Below are 24610 nucleotides of genomic sequence, written 5' to 3' on the forward strand. Positions count from 1 at the left end.
CGACGAACAGGAGTATTCGTGAGCGCCGTTCCCTATCTGGCCCTGATCTCGGCGATAGCCGGGCTCGCCTTGGCCGGCTTCTATTACAAGGCCGTCGAGGCCGCCCCGCCGGGCAACGACCGCATGGTCTTCCTCATGACCGAGATCCAGAAGGGGGCCAAGGCATTCCTCAAGCAGGAATACACCTGGGTCTCCGCCTTCGTCGTCGTGATGCTGGTCCTGATCGCGATCGTGATCACCCCGTTCGCCTCTGTCGCCTACGTGATCGGCGCGGTGCTGTCCGCGGGCGCCGGCTACGCCGGCATGACCGTCGCCACCATGGCCAATGCCCGCACGACCGAGGCGGCCAAGGACGGGCCGGGCAAGGCCCTTCCCATCGCGTTCCGCGGCGGTGCGGTCATGGGCTTCGCCGTGGCCGGACTGGCCCTGGCGGGCCTGATGGCTGTCTACATCGTGTTCGTCGAGATCATCGAGCACGGTGAGGCGTTCGAGATCGTCACGGCCTACGGCCTCGGCGCCAGCTCGATCGCCCTGTTCTCCCGTGTCGGCGGCGGCATCTACACCAAGGCCGCCGACGTCGGTGCCGACCTCGTCGGCAAGGTCGAGGCCGGCATTCCCGAGGACGACCCCCGCAACCCGGCGACCATCGCCGACAATGTGGGCGACAACGTCGGTGACGTCGCCGGTATGGGCGCCGACCTCTTCGAGTCCTACGCCGGTTCGATCATCGCGCCGATCTCGGTGACCGCCTTCTCCCTGGCCCTGGTGGCGAAGGAGACCGAGGCGCTCGAGCCCACCAACTGGGCCGGTGGCGACTTCGCCCTTCCGCTCCTCGTGTTCCCGATGGCGATCGCCTTCGTCGGCATGATCGCGTCGATCATCGGTTCCTTCCTCGTCAAGGGCGGCGACAGCACCGATTCCAAGTCGCTCAGCCGGGCGCTGCACATGGGCACCAACGTCGCCATGGGAATCACCCTCGTGGCGACCCTGGGCGTGGCCTACTGGCTGTTCGGCGACACCGATGTCGTCAACCCCGGCGGGGGGCAGGCGTTCGACAAGCCGTACGGCATCGCCATCTCCGTCATCGGCGGCCTGCTCGTCGGTTGGGCGCTCGGCAAGACCGCCGAGTACTACACCTCCGACCACTTCGGCCCGGTCAAGAAGATCGCGGCCCAGTCCGAGACCGGCCCGGCGACCACCGTGCTGTCCGGCATCTCGGCCGGCATGATCTCCGTCGCGGCGTCGGTTCTCCTCATTCTCGTCGGCGTGTTCATCGCGGAGTGGGGCGGGGAGCAGACGTTCGGCGAGCAGGGATTCGGCGGCATCTACGGCATCGCCGTGGCCGCCATCGGCATGCTCGCCACCACGGGCGTGGTCGTCTCGGTCGACGCCTACGGCCCGATCGCCGACAACGCCGGCGGCATCGCCGAGATGGCCGAGCTCGACCCGGAGGTCCGCGAGGTCACGGACGCGCTCGACTCGCTCGGCAACACCACGGCGGCCATCGCCAAGGGCTTCGCCGTCGGCTCGGCGGCGCTCACCGCGCTGGCCCTGTTCAAGAGCTTCGAGTTCGCGATCGCCGACGCGGTGACCGAGAAGGTCCTCGCCGGCGAGCTCGCCGTCGAAGACGCGGCCGGCAAGCTGCTCAGCCTCAACGTGGGCGAGGTCGACGTGTTCATCGGCCTCTTCATCGGTGCGGGTCTTCCGTTCCTCTTCGCCGCGCTCACCATCGACGCCGTCGGCCGTGCGGCCAACGCGATGATCGAGGAAGTGCGTCGCCAGTTCCGCGACATCCCGGGCCTGCGTGAAGGCAAGGAGGGCGTCGTGCCCGACTCCGCTCGTTGCGTGGCGATCTCCACCGAGGCCAGCCTCAAGGAGATGATCATCCCCGGCGCCCTCGCCGTGGTGGTGCCCCTCGTGGTCGGCTTCATCAGCATCAACGCTCTCGGCGGCCTGCTCGCCGGTGCGCTCGTGACCGGCTTCGCCCTCGCCATCTTCATGGCGAACGCGGGCGGTGCATGGGACAACGCCAAGAAGTACATCGAGGCCGGTGCGCACGGCGGCAAGGGCGGCGACCCGCACAAGGCCGCGGTCGTCGGTGACACGGTCGGTGACCCCTTCAAGGACACCTCGGGTCCGGCGATGAACATCCTGCTCAAGGTGATGACGATCGTCTCGCTCGTCTTCGCCAGCGCCTTCGTCTGAGCAAAGCGCTCGCCGAGAGAATGGACAGGGGTCTGACCCCTGTCCATTCTCCGTTTTCGGGGCGATCGGCTCATTCGACGAACCCGCCCGGCCCGATACCGTTTCCGCGATGAGCGATGCGGACGCGTCAGAGCGGCGGAGAGCACTGCGCGCCACCATGCGCGGGCGACGCGCCGCGCTGGACCCCGATGACCAGGCTGCCGCGTCGATGGCCGTCATGGCCCGCCTGGCCCGCATCCCGGTGCTGCGCCACGCGTTCACGATCTCGGGCTACCGCGCCGTGCGCGGCGAACTCGACATCGACGCCGCACTCATCCTGCTCGCCGAACGCGGTGCCGTGGTGACCGTGCCGCGGGTTGTGGGGGAGCATCTGGAGTTCGTCCGCTGGTCAGAGGGACAGGCAACGGCACCGGGCTCGTTCGGTATCGCCGAACCGACGGACGGCGAGGTGGTCGCGCTCCGTCTCCACGACGTCATCCTGGCGCCCCTGGTCGCCTTCGACGCGGCCGGCAACCGCCTCGGCCAGGGTGCCGGCTTCTACGACCGTGCCCTCGCCGGCTGCGGCGCCGACCGCCCGGTGGTCATCGGGATCGCCCACGGTTTCCAGCAGGTGGACGCCATCCCGAGCGAAGCGTGGGACCAGCCGCTGGACGCCGTCGTCACGGAGGACGAGGTCGTCGAGTTCCGGCCCGGGGTGCTCGACCCCGCCATCTGACCCGTTCGCGGTTTCAGCGGGTAGAAAAGGGCGGTGCACGTGATCGTGGTCGGAGCCGGCGAGGTCGGTTCCTATGTCGCCGACCGGTTGAGTCGCGAAGGACATGACGTGGCCATCGTCGACATGGACGTGTCGCGGCTGCGCCAACTCGCCGACGACCTCGACGTCCTCACCGTGGCCGGCAGCGGAACCCACCCGCAGACGCTCGAACGCGCGGGCGTGGCCAACGCAGCGTTGCTGGTGGCCGTCACGAGCGACGACGAGGTCAACCTCATCTCCTCGCTGCTCGCCAAGTCGATCGGCGTCGAGCGCACGATCGTTCGCATCGAGGCCGCCGAACTCCGGGGTCCGGAGGCCGAGAGCCTCCGGAAGGCGTCGGGCGCCGACCTGGTCATCGATCCCGATGCGGAGACGGCCGAGGAGGTCCTCGAACTCCTGGACTATCCGGGTGCCGACGAAGTGGCCCACATGGCCAACGGCGAGGTCATCGTGATCGGGGCCCGACTCCCCGAGCACGCGCCTCTCGTCGGCCGCACCCTCAAGGAGATCGGCGAGGAGTTCGAACCGGACTGGGACTTCGTCGTCGGATCGATCGGTCGGGGCGACGAAACCATCATTCCCCGCCGCGATCATCGACTCGAGGCCGGCGACCACCTCCGCGTCGCGGTGAAGAAGCGGGCCCGACGACTCGTCATCGAACTCCTGGGACTGGACCGCGGGAGTCTCAACCGCCTCATGCTCCTCGGCGGTGGGCGCACCGCGGAGATTCTCGCCGACCGGCTCACCAACCGCGGCGTGCACGTCGTCATCGTCGAGCGCAACCCCGAACGGGCCCGCCAACTCGCCGAACGACTGGACGACACGCTGGTCCTCCACGGCGACATCGCCGATGCCGACCTCCTCATGGAGGCCGATGTCGGCCGCTACGACATGGTCGTCGCGCTGACCGGCGAGGACGACGCGAACATCCTCGCCTGTCTCTACGCGAAGTCGGCCGGGGCGGGCGAGACCGTCGCCACCGTGCACCGTCTCGCCCTGCTGTCGCTGCTCGGCGAGGCGGGCATCGACGTCGCCCTCTCGCCCCGCACCGCCACCGCGAACGGCGTCCTGCGCTTCGTGCGCGGTGACGTCGCCGCCGTCGCCACATTCCTCCAGGGCAACGCCGAGGTCCTCCAGCTCGAAGTGGCGCCGAACAGCCCTGCGGACGGTGCGCTCGTGAAGGACCTCGGGCTACCCAAGGACGTGCTCATCGGCGCCCTCGTGCGGGACGGGAAGGCGCAGATCGCCCGGGGTCGCAGCCGACTCCGAGGTCGAGACCACATCGTGGCGTTCGCGATGCCCGAAGCGGTCGACGAGGTCCACCGAGTCCTGGGGTGACCACGCTGCGCCGGCCGCGGATGCGCGACCCCCTGGAGCTGCAGGGCGGCCGAGCGAGCAGCTACTCGCGGCTCGCGGCGGCCGACGCCGGTCTCGCCCTCGGCACCGTGAGCGTGGCGTGCGGCGCGGCCGGATTGTTCGACGACGGGGGCGACGGCCTCCTGCTGATCGGTGTCGGCCTCGCCGCGATGAGCGTCGGGATCCTCGCCCGTCGGTCGCTCGTACGTCGGCACCGATCCTCACCCAGCCGGCTCCTCACCGGCCTCGCGATCTCGTGGGTCCTCCTCGTGCTGATCGGGGCGACGATCTATCTGGTGACCGGGACAATCGACCGGGTCGACGATGCCCTCGTCGAGTCGGCCGCGGGCTTCAGCACCACCTCGCTCACGACCCTCGACCCGAGCACGCTGTCGGTCCCGATGCAGCTCTGGCGGGCCTCGACCCAGTGGGTCGGCGGGCTGCTCGGCATCATCGTCGGCGTCGTCACCCTGCCCCTGATCCTGCGCGGCGCGATGCCGGGGAGCCAGGGGGCACGTCATGTCGCCGAGCAGATCGCGCCGACCCCGCTGATCGGACGCCGGCGCATCATCCTCATCTATCTCACCGTGACCACGCTGATCGCCGTGGGCTACGCGGCCACCGGCCTCGGCGCGACCGACAGCATCGCCCACGCCTTCAGCACCGCGTCCACCGGCGGTTTCTCGACGCGGGCCGACTCCTTCGTCGGTTTCGGCTCCGGTCCGCGGACCGTGGCCGTGTTGGGGATGCTCGTCGGCGGGGCGAGCTACGCCCTCATGTGGTGGGCGGTCCGGGGGCGCCGGACGACGGTGTGGCGCAGCACCGAGCTGCGTCTCTACCTCGGCCTCCTGGCCGGGGCGAGCGTCGTCGTCGCCCTCGGCAGCGAGGCGTCGGCGGGCGAGGCGGTGTTCACCACCGTGTCCGCCTTGTCGACGACCGGCTTCGCGGTCGGGGAGTGGACCCTGCTGCCCGACTCGGTACTCATGGTGCTGCTGGTCCTGATCGGGACGGGCGCGATGTCCGGCAGTGCCGGCGGCGGACTCCGCCTCATCCGGGCGTGGACCCTCGTCGGGTTCGCGCGACGGGAGATGCGGCGCCAACTGGACCCGAACTCGGTCGTCGTGGTCAAGCAGGCCGGCGAGCCGATCCAGGAACGCACCCTCGATCGCACCACCGGTTACCAGATCGGCCACCTGGGCGTCTGTGGTGCCGCGGCAACCCTGCTCGCGTTCACCGGCCAGGACGTGTTGCCGGCCGTCTACACCGGCATCTCCGTGGTCTCGACCCACGGTCCGGGGATCGGCCCGGGCGCCTTCGGCGACCTGTCGAGTTTCTCGCCGGCCGCGCGGATCGTGCTGCTGCCGTTCATGCTCGCCGGCCGTCTCACCATCCTGCCGCTCCTGCTCGCCGTCTCGTATGCCTTCCGGATCGAGAACGATGCGGTGCGCCGATTGCGCCGAGGCTTTCGACGAATGGTGCGGCGATGATCTCCCGGGCGCGCCTACGCGATCCCGTCGAGCTCGCGGCTCCCGCCCGAGGCCGGCCGAACACCGCGCTGCACGTCACGGGCATCGCGCTCACGTTCGTCTCCGTCGGCATGGCGATCGCGACCGTGATCGAGCTCGCGTCGACCAACGTCGACACCGGCGCGCTTCTCGTCTCCACCCTGATCTGCGGTGGCCTCGGCATCGGGCTCTGGTCGGGCACCCGCGCGGGACCCGTGCGCACCCGCGACGTGTTCGCCGCCGTCGGCTGGACGTGGTTGAGCATGACGCTGGTCGGCGCCCTGCCGTTCCTGTTCGCCGGCACGTTCGCGCCCGGTGGCGCCGACTTCTGGGAGCAGGTCGTCAACTCGGTCTTCGAGGCCGCGTCCGGGTTCAGCTGCACCGGTTCCACGGCACTGACGGACTTCGACAGCCCCGGCCGCGGCCTGATGATGTACCGCCAGGCGACCCAGTGGTACGGCGGCATGGGGATCGTCGTGCTCGCCGTCACCGTCCTGCCCTTCCTCGGCGTCGGCGGACTGGATCTGATCGCCGCCGAGGCCCCCGGACCCTCGTCCGACCGGCTCGCGCCGCGGGTTTCGGAGACGGCGCGCCAGCTGTGGGTCATCTACGTGCTGTTCACCCTGACCGTCGGACTGGTGCTCTTCATCATTCCCGGCCCGGGCCTCTACGACAGCGTCGCCCACGCCCTCACCACCACCTCGACGGGCGGGTTCTCCCCGAACGCCGCGTCGATCGGCCACTACGACTCGCTCGCCGTCGAGATCGCGATCATGGCCGGCATGCTCTACGGCGGCATCAACTTCGCCCTGCACTGGCGAGCGGCCCGCGGCGGCCTGTCCTTCTACGCGCGCGACTCCGAACTGCGCGCGTATCTGTCGATCCTTTTCGTCGCCTGCGCCGTGATCGTCGCGGTCCTGTGGCTGGACGAGGCCGACAATGTCGTCGGCGTCGCCGACTCGCTGCGCTACGGCGTCTTCAACGCCCTCTCGCTCGGCACCAGCACCGGGTTCGGCAACGCCACGGAAGCCGGCTCGCCGGGCGATTTCGTGCATTGGGCAGCGGGGGCGCAGATCGTCATCCTCTTCCTGTTCGTGATGGGCGGTTCGACAGGGTCCACCTCCGGCGGCATCAAGGTCATGCGGGTACAGGTCCTGTTCAGTCACACGATCCGTTCGATCCGGCGCACCCAACTCCCGCGGGCGGTGTTGCCGGTCAAGCACGGCAAGATCGCGGTGGCGGAGGACATCGTGAGCCGCATGGCCGGGTTCTTCCTGCTGTACATACTCCTGATCTCGGTCGGCGTCGCACTCCTGACCGGGCTCGGTGGAGGATTCGAGGAGTCGATCGGCGCGATCATCGGCGCCCTCGGCAACATGGGCCCGGCCCTCGGCGAGGCGGGGCCCACCGCCAGCTTCTCCGACGCGTTCCCGCAACCCGCGCGGCTGGTGCTGTCCGCGTTCATGCTGATCGGTCGGCTCGAGATCTTCCCGATGCTGTTGATGTTCGCGGCGCCCTACCGGGCGATCAGCGACTCCCTCACGCGCTGAGGAGTTCGGTCAGGGCCGCGAGGAACCAGCCCGGATCGTGGCTGCCGGACATCTCCCGGGCCGCGTGCATGGCGAGTTGGGCGCAGCCCGCGTCCACCACCGCTATGCCGAGTTGCCCGGCCGAGACGGGTCCGATGGTCGAACCACACGCCAGGTCGGTCCGCGTGACGAAGCGTTGCAGCGGCACCTCGGCCCGTTCGCAGGCGAGGGTGAACGCCGCGGCGGACTCCGCGTCCGTCGCGTAGCGCTGGTTCGCGTTGATCTTCAGCACCGGCCCGGCGTTGACCGCGACTCGGTGGTCCGGCTCGTGGCGGTCCGCGAAGTTCGGATGCGTGGCATGGGCGCCGTCGGCCGACACGACGAGACTCGCGGCGCGGCTCGTGGCGCGACTCTCGAGGTCACCACCGAGGGCCGCCCCGATGCGGTCCAGAACGTCGCTGAGCAGGGGCGATGCCGCGCCCGAGCTCGACACACTGCCCACCTCCTCGTGGTCGAAGAGGCAGAGCATGGGGATGCTCTCTCCGGCATCGGCGGCCGCGGCGACGAGAGCATCCAGTCCGACGAAACACGAGAGCAGGTTGTCGATGCGCGCCGATGCGAGGAACTGCTCGTCGAGTCCGGTCAGCGCCGCCGGAGTGACGTCGTGGGCCATCATGTCCCACGCGACGACATCGGCTTCGTCGACATCGGCGAGCGTGGCCAGATAGGCGGCGAACGTCGGTGCGTCGCCGGTTGCCCACACGGGCGCCATGTGGTGCTGCGGGTTGAGCAGCAGGCCCTTTTCCCGGATGTCGCGGTCGAGATGGATCGCAAGCTGTGGCACCCGCAGCAGGGGGCGGTCGTCGCGGACCAGCCGCGTGGTGGTCCCGTTACCGTCGCGCACCGCGATCCGGCCGGCGAGGCCCAGGTCACGGTCGAGCCAGGAGTTGAGCAGGACGCCGCCGTAGATCTCGACACCGAGCTGACGCCAACCGGCGGTTCCCGTGTCGGGTTGGGGCTTGATCCGCAGGTTGGGACTGTCCGTGTGGGCCCCGACGATGCGCACCGGCGACGCCGCAGCGTGGTGTTCGCCGACGCTCCAGGCCACCAGCGCGCCGCCGCGACGGGTGTAGTGCGACCCCCGTGCGGGCAGGGCATCGCCCGGCGCGATCTCCCGGAATCCCGCCGCGTCCAGCGCCGCGGCGGCTGTGGCCACCGCGTGGTACGGCGTGGGTGACGCGTCGATCAGGGAGGCGACTCGACGGGAAACGGACAGGTCAGGGGCGCGCATGGGCCTATGATGACCCAGTGACGACCCGAGTTGGTCGTCCACAGGCGAGAATCGGTAGCGTTTCTCGTTCTGGCAGCCGGGCCAATGTCGTCCCAGCTCCGCACCGTGCAGGCCGCTCCCTGCACATCTGGAGACCCCGAGGAGACACCATGGCCGGCGATCTGCCGCCCCAACAGGGCCTGTACGACCCCCGTAACGAACACGACAGCTGCGGCGTCAGCTTCGTGTGCGACATCCACGGCCGCGCCACGCACGACACGGTCATGAAGGGCATCAACGCCCTGTGCAACATGGAACACCGCGGCGCCCAGGGCGCCGACATCAACACCGGAGACGGTGCCGGCATCCTCATCCAGGTCCCGGATCGCTTCTACCGCGACGTCCTGCCGTTCGAACTTCCGCCGAAGGGGGAGTACGCCACCGGTATCGCGTTCCTCCCGCAGGACGACGACGTGGCCATGGTCGCGGCCGAGGCCGTCGAGCGGATCATGGACGAAGAGGGCCTCGAGGTCATCGGTTGGCGCGACGTCGGGATCGACGAGTCGATGCTCGGGTCGGCATCGCTCATGACGATGCCCACGTTCCGCCAGATCTTCCTGAAGGGAACCGACGCCGACGGACATCCGCTGTCCGGCATCGCCCTCGACCGGCGCGCCTTCATCGCCCGCAAGCGGATCGAGCACGAGATCTCCGTCCCCGCCGGACCGGACGAGACCAACGAGGCCATGGGCGGTGCCTCCGAAGCCCACGACGGCGTGTACTTCCCGTCCCTCGGCGCATCGACCATCGTGTACAAGGGGATGCTCACCACCCCCCAGTTGGCTGCGTTCTACCCCGAACTCACCGACGAGCGGGTCGAGAGCGCCCTGGCACTGGTGCACTCCCGCTTCTCCACGAACACCTTCCCCTCGTGGCCGCTCGCTCACCCGTACCGCTACGTCGCCCACAACGGCGAGATCAACACCATCCAGGGCAACCGCAACTGGATGCGGGCCCGCGAGGCGCTGCTCGACTCACCCCACCTCCCCGGGCTCGAACGGGCCTTCCCGATCTGCACCCCCGGGGCCTCCGACACCGCCGGTTTCGACGAGGCACTCGAACTGCTGGTCCTCGGCGGCTATCCGCTCGAGGAAGCCGTGCTCATGATGATCCCCGAGCCGTGGGAGCACCACGAGGAGATGGCCCCGGACACGACCGCGTTCTATCGCTACAACGCCGCCCGCATGGAGCCCTGGGACGGCCCGGCCTCGATCGCGTTCACCGATGGCACCGTCATCGGGGCGGTCCTCGACCGCAACGGCCTGCGCCCGTCGCGCTACTGGGTGACCGACGACGGATTCGTCGTGATGGCCTCCGAGGTCGGCGTGGTCGAGATCCCGCAGGACTCGATCGTGGAGAAGGGCCGCCTCCAGCCGGGCCGCATGTTCCTCATCGACACCGCCGAGGGGCGGATCGTGCGCGACACCGAGATCAAGGAGCGCCTCGCCGCCGCCCGGCCCTACGGCGAATGGCTCGACGAGCATCTCGTCACCCTGGCCGACCTTCCGGAGGGGGCACCGCGCGACGGTGAGGAAGGCACGCTCGTGCAGCGTCAGCAGACCTTCGGCTACACGATCGAGGAGAAGAAGCTCCTCATCTCGCCGATGGCACGAAGCGGCAAGGAGGCCATCGGCTCGATGGGCACCGACACGCCGATCGCGGTGCTGTCGAGTCGGTCCCGCCAGCTGAGCGACTACTTCCAACAGCTCTTCGCCCAGGTCACGAACCCGCCGCTCGACGCCATGCGCGAGCAACTCATCACCTCGACGTTCGCCCGCGTCGGGCCCGAGAGCAATCTCTTCGACCCGACGCCCGATGCCTGTCGGACGATCCATCTCGACAACCCGGTGATCGTCGACCGCGATCTCGCCCGGCTCGTCGCCCTGGACGGCGTCGACGGTCCCGACGGCTTCCGCACCGAGGTGATCTCCACGCTCTACCCCGTCGCGGACGGCGCGGAGGGACTCGCGGCCGGACTCGAACGGATCCGCACCGAGGCGAGCCAGGCCATCGAGGGTGGCGCCACGGTGCTCGTCCTCTCGGACCGCGGCACCAACGAGGTGGAGGCGGCCATCCCGTCCCTCCTCGCCACCAGCGCCGTCCATCACCATCTGGTACGCGAGAAGTCGCGCACGCGGGCCGGTCTCGTCGTCGAGAGCGGCGACGTGCGTGAGTGCCACCACATCTGCCTCCTCCTCGGCTTCGGCGCCAACGCCATCAACCCGTATCTCGTGTTCGAGACGATCGACGACATGATCGCCAACGGCGACCACGATCTGGCCCGCACAATGGATCCGGAGCAGGCCCACGCCAACTACGTGAAGGCGGCGGGTCTCGGCATCCTCAAGGTGATGTCCAAGATGGGCATCTCCACCGTGGCGTCCTACACCGGCGCCCAGATCTTCGAGGCGATCGGCCTCGATGCCGGTCTGGTCGACGAGTACTTCACCGGCACCGTCAGCCGACTCGGCGGCGTCGGACTCGACGTGCTGGCCGAGGAGGTCGCGGCGCGACACCGGCTCGCGTTCCCGGCGAACCCCACCCAGCGGGCCCACCGCACCCTCGAGGTCGGCGGCGAGTACCAGTGGCGCCGGGAAGGGGAGTACCACCTCTTCAACCCCGAGACCGTCTTCAAGCTCCAGCACGCCACCCGTGACCGCCGCTACGACATCTTCAAGGAGTACACCGGCCGCGTGGACGACCAGGCGAAGCAGCTGGGGACCCTGCGCGGCCTGTTCCGGTTCCGCTCGGCCGAGCGGCCCTCCGTGCCGCTCGAGGAGGTCGAGTCCGTCGCCTCGATCGTCCGCCGCTTCTCCACCGGGGCCATGAGCTACGGGTCCATCTCGGCCGAGGCCCACGAGACCCTCGCGATCGCGATGAACCGGCTCGGCGCGAAGTCGAACACGGGTGAGGGGGGTGAGGACGCCGACCGGTTCACGCCGGACGCGAACGGCGACCTCCGGCGCTCTGCGATCAAGCAGGCCGCGAGCGGTCGCTTCGGGGTCACCAGCGAGTACCTCGTGAACGCCGACGACATCCAGATCAAGATGGCCCAGGGCGCGAAGCCCGGCGAGGGCGGTCAACTCCCGGGGCACAAGGTGTACCCGTGGATCGCCAAGACCCGACATTCCACGCCGGGCGTCGGCCTGATCTCGCCGCCTCCGCACCACGACATCTACTCGATCGAGGATCTCGCCCAGCTGATCCACGACCTGAAGAACGCCAACCCCAAGGCGCGCGTCCACGTGAAGCTCGTGGCCGAGGTGGGCGTGGGCACTGTCGCCGCCGGCGTGTCGAAGGCGCACGCCGACGTCGTCCTGATCTCCGGTCACGACGGCGGAACGGGTGCTTCGCCCCAGACGTCGATCAAGCACGCCGGTGCGCCCTGGGAGCTCGGCCTGGCCGAGACCCAGCAGACGCTGTTGCTCAACGATCTACGCGACCGGATCGTCGTGCAATGCGACGGACAGTTGAAGACCGGCCGTGACGTGATGATCGCCGCCCTGCTGGGTGCCGAGGAGTTCGGCTTCGCGACGGCGCCCCTCGTGGTCATGGGTTGCGTGATGATGCGGGTCTGTCACCTCGACACCTGCCCGGTCGGGGTCGCGACCCAGAACCCCGAGTTGCGAGAGAAGTTCAGCGGCGAGCCGGAGTTCGTCGTCAACTTCTTCGAGTACATCGCCGAGGAGGTCCGCGAGCTGCTCGCCGAGCTCGGCTTCCGGAACCTCGACGAGGCCATCGGCCAGGTCGAGGCGCTCGATGTCAGCGATGCCGTCGACCACTGGAAGGCCGAGGGGCTCGACCTCTCGCCGATTCTGCACCTGCCGGAGATCGCCCGCGAATCACGTCGCCATCAGTGGAAGGAACAGGACCACGGCCTCGAACGGGCCCTCGACCAGACGTTGATCCAGCTGGCGGAAGGGGCCTTGGAGGACGGCCGGCCCGTCACCATCGACATCCCGATCCGCAACGTCAACCGAACCGTCGGCACGCTCCTCGGGTTCGAGGTCACCCGCAAGTACGGCGGCGAGGGGTTGCCCGACGACACGATCGTCGTGAATTTCACGGGCTCCGCCGGCAACAGCTTCGGCGCCTTCGTCTCGAAGGGCATCACGCTGCGGTTGTCCGGTGACGCCAACGACTATGTCGGCAAGGGCCTCTCGGGCGGCCGCATCGTCGTCCGTCCACCGGACGACGCCACGTTCGTCGCCGAGGAGAACGTCATCGCCGGCAACGTCATCCTGTACGGAGCCACCGGCGGCGAGGTCTTCCTGCGCGGCGCAGTGGGGGAGCGCTTCTGCGTCCGCAACTCGGGCGCGACGGCGGTCGTCGAAGCCATCGGCGACCACGGCTGCGAGTACATGACCGGCGGCCGGGCCGTGATCCTCGGACCGACGGGTCGCAACTTCGCGGCCGGCATGAGCGGCGGGATCGCCTACGTGCACGATCCTGACGGCGTGTTCCCGAAGCGGGTGAACACCGAGATGGTCGAGCTCGAGCCGCTCGACGACGACGACCTCGAGTGGTTGCGCGACCGCGTCGAGAAGCACCGCCACGAGACGGGCAGCGAGGTCGCCGCCCGGATCCTCGCCGACTGGGGCACCACCGCCGGCGAGTTCGTCAAGGTCATGCCCACCGACTACCGCCGGGTGCTCGAAGCAGCAGCCGCCGCCCGCGACGCGGGCGAGGACGAGACCGAGGCGATCATGGCCGCCTCGCGAGGCTGAGGAGCGACGATGGCTGATCCCCGCGGATTCATGAAGCACGACCGGGAGCTGCCCACGCGGCGCCCGGTGCCGGTCCGGCTCAAGGACTGGAAGGAGGTCTACGACGACTTTCCCGAGGACGCGCTGCGCACGCAGGCGAGCCGGTGCATGGACTGCGGCATCCCGTTCTGCAACTACGGGTGTCCCCTCGGCAACATCATCCCGGACTGGAACGACCTGACGTACCGGGGTCACTGGCACGACGCCATCGATCGACTGCACGCCACGAACAACTTCCCGGAGTTCACCGGCCGCCTCTGCCCCGCCCCCTGCGAGACGGCGTGCGTGCTCGGCATCCACGAGCCCCCCGTCACGATCAAGCGGATCGAGGTGGAGATCGTCGACCGGGCGTGGGCCGAGGGCTGGATCACCCCGGAGATCCCCGTCGTCTCCACCGGGAAGTCCGTCGCCGTCGTCGGCTCCGGGCCCGCCGGGCTTGCCGCGGCTCAGCAGCTCACCCGAGCCGGCCATCGGGTCGTCGTGTACGAACGGGCGGACCGTCCCGGCGGCCTCCTGCGCTACGGCATCCCGGAATTCAAGATGGAGAAGCGCCACCTCGATCAGCGCCTCACCCAGATGGAAGCCGAGGGCACCGAGTTCCGCTGCAACGTCGCGGTCGGCACCGATGTCACCGCGGACGAGCTGCGAGCCGGGTACGACGCGGTGGTGCTCGCCTGCGGGGCCACCCAGGCGCGGGACCTTCCCATTCCGGGGCGCGAGTGCAAGGGCATCCACCAGGCGATGGAGTTCCTGCCGATCGCCAACCGCGTGCAGGAGGGCGATCTCGACGAACCGACGCTCACCGCCGAGGGCAAGAACGTCATCATCATCGGTGGCGGCGACACCGGTGCCGACTGTCTGGGCACGTCGCTGCGCCAGAGTGCCGCCTCGATCCACCAGTTCGAGATCATGCCCCGCCCACCCGACGAGCGTCCGGCGGAGAACCCCTGGCCGACCTGGCCGATGATCTATCGGGTGAGCTCCGCCCACGAGGAGGGTGGCGAGCGCGAGTACGCCATCAACACCGTGGAATTCGTCGGTGACGACGAGGGCAACCTCACGCTCCTGCGCACGGTCCGCGTCGAGCAGGTCGTCGAGGACGGCCGCATGAGTTTCGAGCCGATCGCCGGGAGCGAAGAGGACTTCCCGGCCGAGTTGGTCCTCCTCGCGATGGGATTCACGGGCCCCGAACAGGGCGCGTTGACCGAACAGTTCGGTGTCGAGCTCGACGGCCGGGGCAACGTCGTTCGCGACGACCGCTGGTCCACGAACGTCGACGGCGTCTTCGTGTGCGGTGACATGGGCCGGGGCCAGAGTCTCATCGTCTGGGCGATCGCGGAGGGTCGCTCGGCCGCGGCATCCGTCGACGAGTGGCTGATGGCGACGGCCACCCAGCTCCCGTCACCGATCACCCCGACCGCAGCACCGCTTCGGTGAACGCCGTCGCGATCCGGCCCGGATCTGGGCCGAACGGGTCATTCTGGGCAGGAAGGATTGCCCGGAGCCCTTAATTCCTCTGGGCAACGGCCGAATTGAGCGGGGGGCACCCGCCGTGGGTGCCGTGACGCTCAGAGGCCCGCATGCTCAAGAGGATCAAGGTACGAGGAAAGCTCCTCCTCCTACTCGCCACCCCGCTCGTCGCCGTCATGGTGTTCGCGTACGCCGGGATCATCGACCGGACCGAAGCCACGACGCATCAGGAACGAGAAGCTCGGATCGCCGAGTTCGCCAATGCGGGTGCGGATCTCTCTCTGTCCATCCAGGTCGAGCGCATCCGGTTGCTCGAGGTCGAGCGCCTCTCGCTCGTGGGTGCGGACCTCCTGAGCGAGGAGCGCCTCAACACCGATGCCCAGCTCGAGCGCTGGGTCGAGTCCTACACCCGTGTCCGCGGTGAACTCGAGAACCCCGACCTGGTGGCCTCCCTGGACGACATCACCAGTCGGCTCCCCGAGACGATCGGTCCGGACCGCGGGACCGACTCGGTCACCGGGACGCTTCTGGCCGGCGCCAGCCGCTCGATCGACGACAACACGATGCTGCTCGCCGGTGAGGCTGCGGATCTCGAGCTGTTCCGAGCCCTCACGAACCTCAACGAGCTGCTGACGATCCAGTCGTCGTACGCGTCGATCACCTCGGTCGGCGCCGACGCCATCTTCCAGGGCGAGTGGGATGCCGTCGGTCTGACCCGCGTCAGCGAGGCCGAGCAGGACGCAGAGCGTGCCATCGCATCCTTCAACGCGACCGCCGACGCCGAGTACGTGACCCAGTTCGTCGCGCTCCAGGAGTCGGGTCAGATTCCGAGCCCGGTGCCCGGCCGTGTCGACGTGTTGGCCGACATCCAGTCGTACATGGATGACCCCGGCGTCGGTGGCGTGCTCACCTGGCTCGAGCAGGGCAAGGAGCAGCTCACCGCCCTCAACGGCCTCATCGACCAGTCGGTGACCGCCACCGTGGCCGACGCCCAGCTCGCGGCCACCACTGCCAACGAGGAGGCGCAGTCGTTCCTCATCCTGGCCGGCTCGGTCGCCCTCCTCACCCTCGTCATGGCCGTGGCGGTCGGCCGTTCGATCAGCCGCCCGCTCATCCGTCTGACCCGCAACGCCGAACAGCTGTCCACCGAGGAGCTTCCGGCTCTCGTGGAGTCGCTGCGTTCGGCCGGTCGCGCCGAGGCGCCAGTCCTCACGCCGATCGAGGCCAAGGGCCGCGACGAGGTCGCCCAGCTCGCCCACGCGATCTCGGAGATCCAGCAGGTGACGATGGACGTCGCCGAGGAGCAGAGCGATCTGCTCCGGCGCGGCATCTCCGACATCTTCGTGAACCTGGCCCGCCGCAACCAGAGCCTCCTCGATCGACAGATCGACTTCATCGACCAGCTCGAGTCCCGCGAGGAGAACCCGGACCAGCTGGAGAACCTCTTCCGCCTCGATCACCTCGCCACCCGCATGCGGCGCAACGCAGAGTCGCTCCTCGTGCTGGCCGGTGCCGAGCCGACCCGCCGCCGCGGCCGCCCCGTCGAAGTCGTCGACGTGCTCCGTGTCGCCATGGGTGAGATCGAGGACTTCGGTCGGATCCAGCTCATGTCCGTCGATCCGTCGACGGTCGCCGGCTCCGTCGCGGTCGACCTCGCCCACCTGATGTCGGAGCTGATGGAGAACGCGACCCAGTTCTCCCCGCCGGACGTCGACGTCGAGGTCATCGGCTACCGCATCGCCGACGGCAGCTACCAGCTGACCCTCGCCGACAAGGGCATCGGCATGAGCGCCGAGCAGATCGCCGCGGCGAACAAGACCCTGGCCGAGCCGCCGCTCGTCGGCCTGGACCTCAGCCGCTCGTTGGGCTTCACCGTGGTCTCGCGCCTGTCGCATCGCCTCGGCGTGGGCGTGCAGCTCACCGCCGGCGCAGAAGGTGGCGTCACCGCGGTCATCACGATCCCCGCCGAGATGGTCGGTTCCACCGAACTCGACCAGACGCCGGCGATCACCGAGACCGAGGCCGTCGAAGAGGAGCCGGTCGACGAGACCCCGGCACCCCCGATGCTCGACCCGTTGGCCCCGGCCGACCTGTCCGAAAACCCCTTCGGCGACAGCACGCCGCAGTATGTGGAGCCCACCCCGGAGCCGGAGCCTTCGCCGGAACCCACGATCGAGCCCTCGCCGGAACCGACGTCCGAGCCGGCACCGGTCGCCGAGGCGCCGACTCCGCCCCTGGGGGCCGACGAGCTCGGAAAGCTGCCGATGCGGCGTCCGACCACCCCCGAACCGACCTCGGCGTCGGCCGAGCCGATCGCCGGCGTCGAACCGGAGCCGGAGGCGCCCGCCGCCGCACTCCCGACCCGTGTGCCCGCGTCGGCCCCGGAGCCCGCCCCCGAGCCCGCCGCCGACCAGGGGGCCGACCTCTTCGCCGCCTTCGGGTCACCGAGCAGCCCGCCGGCCGACACCGACGCCGACCTCTTCGCGCCGATCGACGGTGGTGCCCCGGCCGAACCGGTCGCACCGACCCCGCCCGCGGCCGATCCGGCGCCGACGCAGCAGCTGCCCGTCACCCCGGCGCCGGACGCACCGGCACCCCTCCCGACGCGCGACCCGGCCGCCGTCGGCGCCGTGCCCCAGGCCGTCACGAGTGCGGGCCTCATCCGCCGCACGCCGAAGCAGATCGACGTCCCCGAGGAGTCCCGCTACGCGCCGGGCGCCACGCCGACCCCGACGGGACCGGCCGCTCCGGAGGCGGTCGCACCCACGGCCAACCGTTCCCCCGAAGAGGTCCGGCAGATGCTTTCGCGATATCGAGCCGGCCTCCGCAAGGGACGCGGACCCGAATCCGATCCTGACCAGTCGAACCGACGGAGCTGAGGAGCCCCGATATGACCATGAGCAGTGCAGCAACGAACGTCAACTGGCTCGTTGCGAACTTCGTCGAGCGGGTACCCGGCGTGAGCGAGGCGGTTGTCGTCTCCTCCGACGGTCTCCCGATGGCGCTCTCGGGCGGCCTCGACCGTGACGCCGCCGACCGCTTCGCCGCCGTCGCCTCCGGCCTGATCGGACTCGCCTACGGCGCCGCCGGTCGATTCGGTGGCGGTCGGGTGAACGAGATCATCATCGAGATGGAGCATGCGTTCCTCTTCGTGACGGGCGTGAGCGATGGCTCGTGCCTCGCCGTCGTCGCCGACTCCGACTGTGATGTCGGGCTGGTCGGCTACGAAATGGCCGTCCTCGTCGAGAAGACCGGCCCCTTCCTCACGCCCGAGCTCCGAGCTGAACTGCAGAGCGCTCTCCCGCGATGACCGATCAGCCCCGTGACAACCGGCTGCGTGTGCGTCCGTACGCGTTGACCGGCGGACGAGTTCGATCGTCGACCGAGCTCGCGCTCGAGACGATCGTGCGCGTCACCCCGCGGGGCGAAGAGGGCGCGAAGGATCTCCCGACCGAACGGCGGGCGATCCTCGAGCTCTGTGCCACCCCGACGTCCATTGCCGAGGTGTCCGCACACCTCAGCCTTCCCCTTGGTGTCGCCCGCGTTCTCGTGGGTGACCTGGTCACCGACGGCCACCTCGACTCCCATGCCAACCCGGCAGGGGACGAAGAGGGGTCTCGCCCCGACCTCCGACTCCTCGAAAGGGTCCTCGATGGTCTTCAAGCGCTCTGAGAAGAACGAAGCTGCCAGCAGCAGCAGCGTTCCCATCCCGGTCAAGATCGTCGTGGCCGGCGGCTATGCCGTCGGCAAGACGACCTTCGTCGGGTCGATCTCCGAGATCGAACCGCTCACAACCGAGGCCTCCCTGACCTCCCACAGCCAGGGCGTGGACATCGCCGGTGAGGCGGCCAAGACGTCGACGACCGTGGCGATGGACTTCGGTCGCATCAGTCTCGGTGACGATCTGATCCTCTACCTGTTCGGCACGCCGGGCCAGGACCGCTTCCACTTCATGTGGGACGATCTCGTGCGCGGCGCCATCGGTGCGGTCGTCGTGGTCGACACGTCCCGTCTCGAGGACTGCTTCGCGGCGGTCGACTACTTCGAGTCCGCCGGCATCCCGTTCGTCGTGGCCGTGAACGCCTTCTTCGGACGCATCCACCACTCGCTCGAGGACGTGCGGGAGGCCTTGGCGATCTCGCCGGACGTGCCGATGATGATCACGGACGCCCGTGATCGCGCCGCGACGAAGGGCACGCTGCTCGAACTCGTCCAGCACGCGCTCGCCCGCGCGACCACCCCCGCCTAGTCGTCGTCGCGACGAACGGCCGCGACCAGATAGTCGGCCGCGAGGAACAGGAACGCGAGCACGCCCCACACGTGGAGGTGGGCGAACTGCTGGGGCCATCCGAAGTCCGGGCCGTAGCGTTCGGCCCGCTGTTCGAGCATCAGCGCGACCACGGTCACGCCAAGTGTGCCGGCCGCGAACAACGCCGGCCGTACGCGACGGTTGCCCCACGCAAGGAGGGCGGCGACCGCGACGCCGACCAGCACCGCCAAGCCCGGCAGCCGCGGCAGGTTCAACCAGGCGAAGACCGCCGCACCGGTTCCCGCGGCCGTCGCGACGGCGACCGTCACCGGCCCCCGCGGACCCGGAGGGTCGAGCCACGGCAGGGCGAGCACAGCCGGCGGTGGCGCGGTGGCGCGCGCCGCCGGCATGGTCCTGCGGCGGCGCAGCGCGAGGGCCAGGACGATCACGAGCGCGACGATCGACACCGCCATGGCGCGGCCGACGAGGCGCTGCGGCGTCCACTCGAGATCGACGGTCACCGCGTCCCCGGCGGGGAGCAGCCAACCGTTGGCAAAACCGTCGATGAGTACGGGCTCACCCAGCGACGCGCCGTCGACCGTGGCCTCCCACCCGAGGTTGTGACTCTGCCCGAGCACGAGCCACCGATCCTCCTCCGAGGCGGGCACGCGCACCCGATACGACGTGTCGTCGTGTGATTCCACGGCCACGACGGGCCCGGCGACGGGCGGCTCGACCGGTCGGGGGCTCGAGAGCACCAGTTGATCGATGTCGAACCCGTGCGGACGTCCGCTGGTCTCGATCTCGATCCGGCTGTCGGCCGAAACCGGTTCGCAGCCGACGAGCGTGAGTTCGTCGCGGTCGAGCGCTTCGTCGACCGACGCCTCGATACGGGCGTGGGCGGTCACCCCGTCGAGCGTCGCGAGAGGCAGGCAGGGGGTGGCGATCGGCTGGAGGGGACCGAAGGCGCGGCCCACGCCGAGGTCGACTTCGGCGAAGGAGGTGGGGAGCCCAATGAAGTCGTTGGAGTACCAGTCCCGCGTGGTGTTCTCGTCCACCGCGGTCGACTGGAGCCGCACGACTCGTCCCGTACCGACGGCCGGGAGCGAGACCCGCGTGACGGTCCCGCGTTCGGCATCGCCGGCGCGGAGCCCGGTCGGGTAGGCCCCGATGACCGTCCCGTCGACCGACACCTCGATCTCGGTGGGCACCGAGTGCAGGGCATCGTTCACCACAAGGACCTCGATGCCGTCGAAGGAAACCGGCGCGTCGTGCTCGACCTCCACCCAGCGCCACAGCTGACCGCCGAACTCGCCGGTCCACGCCGTGGTCGGATCACCGTCGAACGCCATCGACGCGATGCTGCGGAGGTCACCCTGGAGCGATTCCTCGGCCCGGGCCCACATGGCGTCGCCGAGGGTGTCGGTCGTGCGGCCGAGAAGGGCGTCGACCACGGAGTCGTCGACCGCGGCGGAGACCCGCGCCGACCCCCCGAGCACGAACTCGCGGTCGTGGGCGGTGACGACGATGCGACGGATCTCCCGCTCGGGGTCCTCCCGCACGGGTTCCTGGGGATTCGAGCGCTCCCGGGTGACTACGACGGCGAGGTCGTGCTCGGCCAGGTCGTCACCCAGCTGCTCGACGAGCGCCACGGGCGTGCGGAGGAACTCGGTGACCGGCTCGGCCCCGGCCATCACGATCTCGGCGAACCCCACCGGAGAGACGCCGGCATAGTTCGCCTGCGGAGCCACGTCGAGGTCGGTCAGGTGCACGGTGAACGTCGAGGCTGCCTCGTGGGTCGGAAGGTCGATCGTCTGGCCGGGGGACGTGTGTGAGGCATCGGTGAGGGCGACCCGGCGCAGAAGCTCACCATCGGCGCGGATCTCGATCTCGGTGATGCGACGGTTGACGTCGCCACCGGGCTGCACGACCCGGATCGACGGCACGACGGTGGGCGTCGTGTAGGCGAACTCGAGCCATTCGCCTCGGGCCTCGGCGAAGGCTCCCACAACCCAGGCGGTGGTGGCGTCACCGTCGATCGCGAGCACCGGGCGGTCGTCGTTCGTGTAGGTCACCGGGTTGCCGTAGTCAGAGGCCCGCAACCGGAACGGCGCCTCCTGCACACTGACCGTGCGGGTGTCGTCCGGGTCCAACCCGGCGTCGGCCACGCCCGCGAAGAGCTCGAGCCGGTTGTCGGTCGGATCGTCGACGAGCGGTTCCTGACCCGGCCACTCGGTGTAGCCCTGGTTCTCGCGCAGTGTCCCCCAACGGTTGGCCTCGCGGCGGTTGCTGTCGGTGATGACGATCGTCGCCGGCTCGGCGAGAACGGTGTCGGCGAGTGTGGGGTCGGCGACCAGGTCCGCGGCGAACCACAACGGACGCTCGACGTCGAGCAGCCCGGCGGCCGCGGTGTCGACCAGGCCCTCCGCGTCGCCGACCACGACGATTCCGCCCGTGACGGGACGCGTCCGCACGATGTCGAGTGCGCCGTCGACGGGGTAGGCGGTGACGGGGGCGGGGTCGGGCAGCGCGGGGTCGATCGCGAGATGGACCTCGTCGATCATCGTCTGCTCCGGCCCGGCGATGTTCGGCGCGGGCGGACCGAATCCGATCCCGTCGCCGAGCCCGTCGACCTCGTCGAGGAGGGCGGCCGTCGGCACCGGCCGGGGCGTACGGAACCGCTCGAAGGTGAGATCGGCGCGATGGACGATGTCGTCGATCGAGAGCAGGCGGGCGATCGGCGCGATGGCGTCCGCGTCGACCGTGTCCTCCTGGAATCGCTGGTCGAACGCGATCAACAGGTCGGCCGACGGGGCGGACCCGAAGGGCACCAACTCCCGCGCCACATAGCCCCGGTCGAGAAATCCCGGCGTGATCGGATCCACGGTGTTTCCCCAGCGGTACGACGCGAAGTCACTGCCGGGGAGCTCCATCACCCGACCGTCCCGGCCGGACGCGTCGAGATGGTCGATCGCCTCGAGCCAGTACTCCGGGACGTCCTCGTCCCGATGGAGGTGTTCCTCGATCATCCGCACCCGCCAGATCGCCGGATTGTTGAGCACGACGGCGAGGACGACGAGAGCGGCGAACCCGCGGGCGAACCCCGGCCATCGCTCGTGCAGGGCCCGGACCACGACCGCGAGCAGGACCGAGGTCGCCAGCACGAGCATCGGGAGCGCCCGTGGCGTCGACCGCAGGGCGAGCCCGGCATCGGTGCCCGTGAAGTCCTTGAAAAGCGCCCCCAACGGTGAGGGCGCGTCGAACGGATGGCTGCCGACGGCGATGAGTCCGCCCATCACGATCAGCAGCACGAAGTAGCTGCGGTGCCGCCACCGCACGAGGGCCGCGCCGAGCAGGCTGAGGACGACCAAGCCGAACGAGAGGAAGAGCAGCCAGACCCCCTGCGTGTACTCGATGCTCGGCTGGATCCACGGGCCGAACTTGTCGTTGCCGTAGAAGAACCAGTAGCCGAGCCCACGGAACACCTCCGGGGCGGTCGACGCGGACGCGACCGTCTGGTACGTCTCCGTGTAGCGGGTGACGGGCAGGCTGTAGCCGCCCTGGAGCACGAGGCCGGCGATCCACCAGATGGACACACCGAGGCTCAGCACACCGATCCGCAGGGCGGCGCCGACCGCCGCCCGGGTGCTCACCGTCCGCTCCACCAGGCGGGCGTGAACGAGCCAGGCGACCGGAGCGAGACCGACGAGGAGCAGCGACGTCGCGTTGACCGAGCCAACGGTGAGCACGACCAGCGCGAACCGGGCCGGGTCGCGCCAACCTCCGTTGCGGGCGGCCCGGATCGTGAGGGCGATCATCCAGGGGAGTCCGGCCCAGGGGAGCAGCACCGCCGAGATGCGAGCCGAGTAGTCGAGCACGTACGGGCTGATCTCGTAGGCGAGCACCGCGATCAGCAGACCCGGACCCTGCCAGTCGAGCGTCTTGAGCAGGTAGCGGACGCCGGCGCCGGCCGCGAAGAGGAGGGTGCCGAGCCAGAGTCGTTGGGCGAGCCAGTCGGGGCTCCCGATCGTCTCGAAGAACCAGTACCAGGGACCCATCGGCCAGAGGTAGCCGATGTTCTGATGGGTGACGGTGCCCAGGGCGACGTCGCTGTCCCAGAGGCTCGACGCGTTGGCGAGGACGCGGCCCGGATCGAGATAGAGGTAGGTCTTGGTGTCGGCCCCGACCGTGCCGGGGCGGGAGAGCACGATCGGCACATAGGCAACGAACGCAGCCGTGAGCAGCACCGCGTGGCGTCGCACGCGATCCACCAGGCCGCGGATCGTCATCGCGTGCCGATCAGCGGCCGCTGGCGGTCGCGGCGAGGACGGCCAGCGTGTCGTACGCCGTGCGATCCCAGGTGAGCTCGGCAGCCGACCGACGGGCGCCATCCGACAGACGGGCCCGGAGATCGTGATCCGTGAGCACGGCCCGTAGCGCCCCGACGAACTCGTCGTCGGTGTCGACCAACAGTCCGCCGACACCGTCGCGTACGGCATCGAGGTGGCCCGGAATCCGCGTCGCCACGGCGGGCGTTGCGCAGGCGGCCGCCTCGGTGAGCGTCATGCCCCAGCCCTCGCTGCTCGACGTGCTGGCCACCACCCACGCCTCCTGGTAGCGGCGCACGAGCTCGTCGTCGTCGACGTAGCCGGCCAGGTCGCACCACTCCTCGGCGTCGAGGGAGGACACAAGCCGCTCGAGCTGGTCGCGCTCGTAGCCCTCGCCGATGATCGTGAGCCGGGCGGGCACGTGCTCGCGCACGGCGTGGACCGCTCGAATGAGTCGATCGAACGACTTCGCCGGCATGAGGCGGCCGACCGCGAGCACGGTCGGCTCGGGCGCCTTGTCCGCGCCGGGCCGGTAGCGGGCGTCGATGCCGGGGGGCACGACGTGCACGTTCTGGGCGGGCAGGCGCAGACGGTCGAGGAGATGCTGACGGCTGCTGTCGCTCAGCGTGATCACCTGCGTGCGGCGGTAGAACGGCGGCGCCACTCGGCGCTCGAGCAACTGACCCATCCGGGCCAGGCCGGGCGGGAGCACCATCGGCCACATGTCCTCGTGCACGTGATGGAGCCACGTGACACGCGGCCCACGGGCCCAGAGGGGGGAGAAGAACGGGACGCCGTTCCAGATCTCGACGAGACCGTCACGACGACCGTGGCGACCGGCGAGCTCGGCGGCCACCGCTCGGGGGAAGACGAGATAGCGCCCGGCACGGCGCACGACCTTGTAGCCGTCGCGGATCGTTTCCGGCGGTGCACCCTGGGCGTAGGACGTGCGCATCGTGACATCGATGCCGGCGTGGGCCCACCGCGAGGCCACCATCGACGCGTGCAACTCCGAGCCGCCGGCCTCGACGTCGGCGAGGTCCCGCCACGCGAGCATGTGGATGCGCTTGAGGCCGGACTCGGCGGCGAGGTCACCGATCTTCAACGCGGATTGCACC

The 24610-nt window shown here is 69.7% G+C and carries 14 protein-coding genes; 11 read left to right on the plus strand and 3 right to left on the minus strand.

Going from position 1 to position 24610, the window contains the following annotated elements; all coding sequences use genetic code 11:
* The first annotated feature begins 18 nt into the window (after positions 1-18).
* The 5 genes from R8F63_06960 (at position 19) to R8F63_06980 (ending at position 7370) form a co-directional block, all read left to right on the plus strand.
* On the plus strand, positions 19-2205 hold the full coding sequence (locus tag R8F63_06960) for a sodium-translocating pyrophosphatase (GenBank protein ID MDW3218337.1): 2187 nt from the start codon (positions 19-21) through the stop codon (positions 2203-2205).
* A gap of 109 nt (positions 2206-2314) precedes the next feature.
* Entirely contained in the window at positions 2315-2920 is a 606-nt protein-coding gene (locus R8F63_06965) for a 5-formyltetrahydrofolate cyclo-ligase (protein MDW3218338.1), read from the plus strand.
* A gap of 33 nt (positions 2921-2953) precedes the next feature.
* The gene (gene trkA, locus R8F63_06970; protein ID MDW3218339.1) at positions 2954-4297 is read left to right on the plus strand and encodes a Trk system potassium transporter TrkA; all 1344 of its coding nucleotides are present in this window, start codon (positions 2954-2956) and stop codon (positions 4295-4297) included.
* 20 nt (positions 4298-4317) lie between these two features.
* A complete protein-coding gene (locus R8F63_06975; GenBank protein ID MDW3218340.1) occupies positions 4318-5802 on the plus strand; it encodes a potassium transporter TrkG in 1485 nt (494 codons plus the stop codon).
* Entirely contained in the window at positions 5799-7370 is a 1572-nt protein-coding gene (locus R8F63_06980) for a TrkH family potassium uptake protein (protein MDW3218341.1), read from the plus strand. Before R8F63_06975 ends, R8F63_06980 begins: the two co-directional genes overlap by 4 nt.
* Here the strand turns inward: R8F63_06980 and R8F63_06985 are convergent.
* Entirely contained in the window at positions 7360-8640 is a 1281-nt protein-coding gene (locus R8F63_06985) for a M18 family aminopeptidase (protein ID MDW3218342.1), read from the minus strand. The genes R8F63_06980 and R8F63_06985 overlap by 11 nt on opposite strands.
* Before the next feature lie 149 nt (positions 8641-8789).
* On the opposite strand from R8F63_06985, the gene gltB reads away from it, so the two are divergent.
* The 6 genes from gltB to R8F63_07015 all read left to right on the plus strand — a co-directional run bounded on the left by gltB (position 8790) and on the right by R8F63_07015 (position 19164).
* A complete protein-coding gene (gltB, locus tag R8F63_06990) occupies positions 8790-13406 on the plus strand; it encodes a glutamate synthase large subunit (GenBank protein ID MDW3218343.1) in 4617 nt (1538 codons plus the stop codon).
* Positions 13407-13415: 9 nt separating this feature from the next.
* Complete coding sequence (locus R8F63_06995; GenBank protein ID MDW3218344.1) at positions 13416-14882, plus strand: glutamate synthase subunit beta; 1467 nt, start codon at positions 13416-13418, stop codon at positions 14880-14882.
* A gap of 143 nt (positions 14883-15025) precedes the next feature.
* Positions 15026-17794, plus strand: coding sequence for a hypothetical protein (locus R8F63_07000; protein ID MDW3218345.1), 2769 nt, complete (start codon positions 15026-15028; stop codon positions 17792-17794).
* Between the two features lie 17 nt (positions 17795-17811).
* Positions 17812-18225, plus strand: a complete 414-nt coding sequence (locus R8F63_07005) for a roadblock/LC7 domain-containing protein (GenBank protein ID MDW3218346.1) — start codon at positions 17812-17814, stop codon at positions 18223-18225.
* On the plus strand, positions 18222-18587 hold the full coding sequence (locus R8F63_07010; GenBank protein ID MDW3218347.1) for a DUF742 domain-containing protein: 366 nt from the start codon (positions 18222-18224) through the stop codon (positions 18585-18587). The genes R8F63_07005 and R8F63_07010 overlap by 4 nt, the downstream gene beginning before the upstream one ends.
* Positions 18568-19164 carry an ATP/GTP-binding protein gene (locus R8F63_07015; protein MDW3218348.1) on the plus strand — a complete coding sequence of 199 codons (597 nt, stop codon included), beginning with the start codon at positions 18568-18570 and terminating at the stop codon, positions 19162-19164. Before R8F63_07010 ends, R8F63_07015 begins: the two co-directional genes overlap by 20 nt.
* Here R8F63_07015 and R8F63_07020 read toward each other — a convergent pair.
* A complete protein-coding gene (locus R8F63_07020) occupies positions 19161-23453 on the minus strand; it encodes an alpha-(1->3)-arabinofuranosyltransferase family protein (protein MDW3218349.1) in 4293 nt (1430 codons plus the stop codon). The two genes, R8F63_07015 and R8F63_07020, sit on opposite strands and share 4 nt — an antisense overlap.
* A 10-nt stretch (positions 23454-23463) precedes the next feature.
* Positions 23464-24609, minus strand: a complete 1146-nt coding sequence (locus tag R8F63_07025) for a glycosyltransferase family 4 protein (protein ID MDW3218350.1) — start codon at positions 24607-24609, stop codon at positions 23464-23466.
* Position 24610 lies beyond the last annotated feature (1 nt).

The organism is Acidimicrobiales bacterium (genome assembly GCA_033344915.1).
Lineage (GTDB): Bacteria > Actinomycetota > Acidimicrobiia > Acidimicrobiales > Aldehydirespiratoraceae > JAJRXC01.

Bases quoted from the DNA above. Each gene is read 5' to 3' on its own strand.
- R8F63_07005 (MDW3218346.1), top strand. From the start codon at position 17,812: ATGAGCAGTGCAGCAACGAACGTCAACTGGCTCGTTGCGAACTTCGTC.
- R8F63_07020 (MDW3218349.1), bottom strand. From the start codon at position 23,453: ATGACGATCCGCGGCCTGGTGGATCGCGTGCGACGCCACGCGGTGCTG.
- R8F63_06965 (MDW3218338.1), top strand. From the start codon at position 2,315: ATGAGCGATGCGGACGCGTCAGAGCGGCGGAGAGCACTGCGCGCCACC.
- R8F63_06980 (MDW3218341.1), top strand. From the start codon at position 5,799: ATGATCTCCCGGGCGCGCCTACGCGATCCCGTCGAGCTCGCGGCTCCC.
- R8F63_07000 (MDW3218345.1), top strand. From the start codon at position 15,026: ATGCTCAAGAGGATCAAGGTACGAGGAAAGCTCCTCCTCCTACTCGCC.
- R8F63_06975 (MDW3218340.1), top strand. From the start codon at position 4,318: ATGCGCGACCCCCTGGAGCTGCAGGGCGGCCGAGCGAGCAGCTACTCG.
- R8F63_06985 (MDW3218342.1), bottom strand. From the start codon at position 8,640: ATGCGCGCCCCTGACCTGTCCGTTTCCCGTCGAGTCGCCTCCCTGATC.
- gltB (MDW3218343.1), top strand. From the start codon at position 8,790: ATGGCCGGCGATCTGCCGCCCCAACAGGGCCTGTACGACCCCCGTAAC.
- R8F63_07015 (MDW3218348.1), top strand. From the start codon at position 18,568: ATGGTCTTCAAGCGCTCTGAGAAGAACGAAGCTGCCAGCAGCAGCAGC.
- R8F63_07010 (MDW3218347.1), top strand. From the start codon at position 18,222: ATGACCGATCAGCCCCGTGACAACCGGCTGCGTGTGCGTCCGTACGCG.
- R8F63_06995 (MDW3218344.1), top strand. From the start codon at position 13,416: ATGGCTGATCCCCGCGGATTCATGAAGCACGACCGGGAGCTGCCCACG.